Here is a 2,256-nt window from a genome sequence, read left to right as displayed (position 1 = left end):
GCTCCTTGCGCATGCATCCACCGAGCACCAGCACCAGGCCCCCGAGGGCGGCGAGGAGGACGGGGCGCCGCATGCGGTTCACCAGAGGATGCTCTGCACCAGTTCGTCGATCTTCTCGCCCATGGCCTCCAGCCCGTTCTCCTTCGACAGGAAGCCGTCGGCGCCGACCTGCTCGGCCAGCTTGGACAGCTCCACGTCGGGGAGGCTGGAGAACAGGACGATGGGGATGTCCTGGGTGCCGTACTCGTTCTTCAACGTGCGGCAGATGTCGGTGCCCTTGGCCTCGGGCATGTGGATGTCCGTGAGGATGAGGTCCGGCCTCCACGTCTGGAGCGTCTTCTCGAACTCCATGAGCGTGGAGGTGGCGACGACCTCGTAGCCGCGTGCTTCCAGCACGGCCTTCTCCATGGCGAGCGTGATTTCGCTGTCGTCAATCAGGAGGATTCTTCGCTTCTCGGACACGTCGACCTTCCTTGGGCTCCGTTTCTATCCTACCCCCACCCGGTGCACCAATGCCTTTCCCACGGGGTAAGACGGGGTGGTGTCTCGGACGTCCCCCTCCCGGTGGTCCGGCCGGGGGAGCGGGCCTGACTTCTTCCGGCAAAGCCACCGAAAAGGAGTATGGAGGGCGCCATGATGCACCGAGACCGCCGACGAGCCTGGACGGCCCTTCTCCTGGTGGGGAGTCTCCTCTGGACGCTGCCCGTCGCGGCGCTCAATTCGGGCCTGGGCCCGCCCTCGGCCCCCGTGGACCGGCTGTCCCCCCATTCCACCACCCAGGGGTTCCTGGCCGCGGCCCACCGGGGGGACTACGCCACGGCGGCGCACTACCTGGACCTGGACTTCATCCCCCGCGCCCAGCAGCCCGAGCGGGGCGCCCAGCTCGCCCGCCGGCTCAAGTTCGTCCTGGACCGCAAGCTCTCCATCGACCTGTCTCTCCTGAGCAAGGCCCCGGAGGGTGACCCGGCCGACCCCCGCTTCGACCAGTTGGGCGTCATCCCCCTGGAAGGCGCCAACGTGTCCATCCGCGTCCAGCGGGTGGCCCAGGACGGCGGCCTGGTCTGGGTGTTCAGCGAGTCCACCGTGCGGATGGTGGACCCCCTCTTCGAGACGTACGGCCCCCGCGTGGCGGAGTGGCTGCCGCCCTTCTTCTTCTCCGGCACGGTGTTCGGTCTGGAGCCCTGGCAGTGGCTGGGCCTGCTGGTGACGCTCCTGGGCTCGGTGGGGCTGGCCCTGCTCCTGGAGCGGCTGACGCTCGGGTTCGGCCTGCGGCTGGCGAAGTGGACGCACGTCACGCTGGATGACCAGCTGGTGGCGGCGGGGCGGGGGCCGTTGCGGCTGCCTTACTTCGCCATCCTCCTGGCGGTGGGCACGTCGCTCCTGCTGCTGCCGCGCCCGGTGCAGACGCTGTTCAACCGGTTGAGCTACTCGCTCATCATCATCGCGGTGGCGTGGTTCATCCTGCGTTTCCTGCGGGTGTTCGCCAACTTCGTGCAGAACCGCGTGTCGGCCGATCTGCGTGACGCGGGCCGGGCCCGCTCGCTGCGCACCCAGTTCGCGGTGCTGCGCGCCGTCTTCGAGGCGGCGACGTACGTGGTGGCCGCCGCGCTGCTCTTGATGCAGTTCGAGGTGGTGCGCAACGTGGGCGTGTCGCTGCTCGCGTCCGCCGGAATCGCCGGTATCGTCATCGGCCTCGCGGCGCAGAAGTCCATCGCCACGCTGCTCGCCGGCATCCAGCTCTCCATCACCCAGCCGGTGCGCATCGGCGACCAGGTGGTGGTGGAGACCGAGTTCGGCACCGTGGAGGAAATCACCCTCACGTACGTGGTGCTGCGCGTCTGGGACCAGCGCCGCATGGTCATCCCGATTACGTACTTCCTGGACAAGCCCTTCCAGAACTGGAGCAAGTCCAGCACGGAGATGCTCGGCGCCGTCACCCTCCAGGTGGACTACTCCACGGACGTGGACGCGGTGCGCGGGGAGCTGCGGCGCATCGTCGAGCAGGACGCCAGGCACCTGTGGGACGGCCGGCTCCAGTCCGTCGTCGTGCTGGAGGCGCAGGACCGCACGCTCACCGTCCGCGCGCTCGTCAGCGCGGCCAACCCGGACAAGCTCTTTGATTTGCGCGCCCTCGTCCGTGAGAGGCTGGTCGGCTTCCTGCGGGCGCACCCCGAGTGGTTGCCCTTCACCCGCACGGAGTCCCGGCAGGCCCCCACCGCGCTGCCGCCCCCGGAGGCTCGGGACCCCCAGCCGGAT

The 2,256-nt window shown here is 68.9% G+C and carries 2 protein-coding genes; one reads left to right on the top strand and one right to left on the bottom strand.

The features are described from left to right. Positions 1-78: 78 nt before the first annotated feature. The gene (locus HUW62_RS46845) at positions 79-462 is read right to left on the bottom strand and encodes a PleD family two-component system response regulator (protein ID WP_163865298.1); all 384 of its coding nucleotides are present in this window, start codon (positions 460-462) and stop codon (positions 79-81) included. Positions 463-633: 171 nt separating this feature from the next. Between HUW62_RS46845 and HUW62_RS46840 the strand changes: the two genes are divergently transcribed. After that, positions 634-2,256 (top strand): mechanosensitive ion channel family protein (locus HUW62_RS46840; RefSeq protein ID WP_176438149.1); only part of this gene is annotated, 1,623 nt, incomplete at its 3' end.

This window comes from Myxococcus sp. AM011, from assembly GCF_013372595.1.
Lineage (GTDB): Bacteria > Myxococcota > Myxococcia > Myxococcales > Myxococcaceae > Myxococcus > Myxococcus eversor.
The sequence above is the reverse complement of the archived record's forward strand: the minus strand, read 5'-3'. Positions and strand labels throughout refer to the sequence as shown.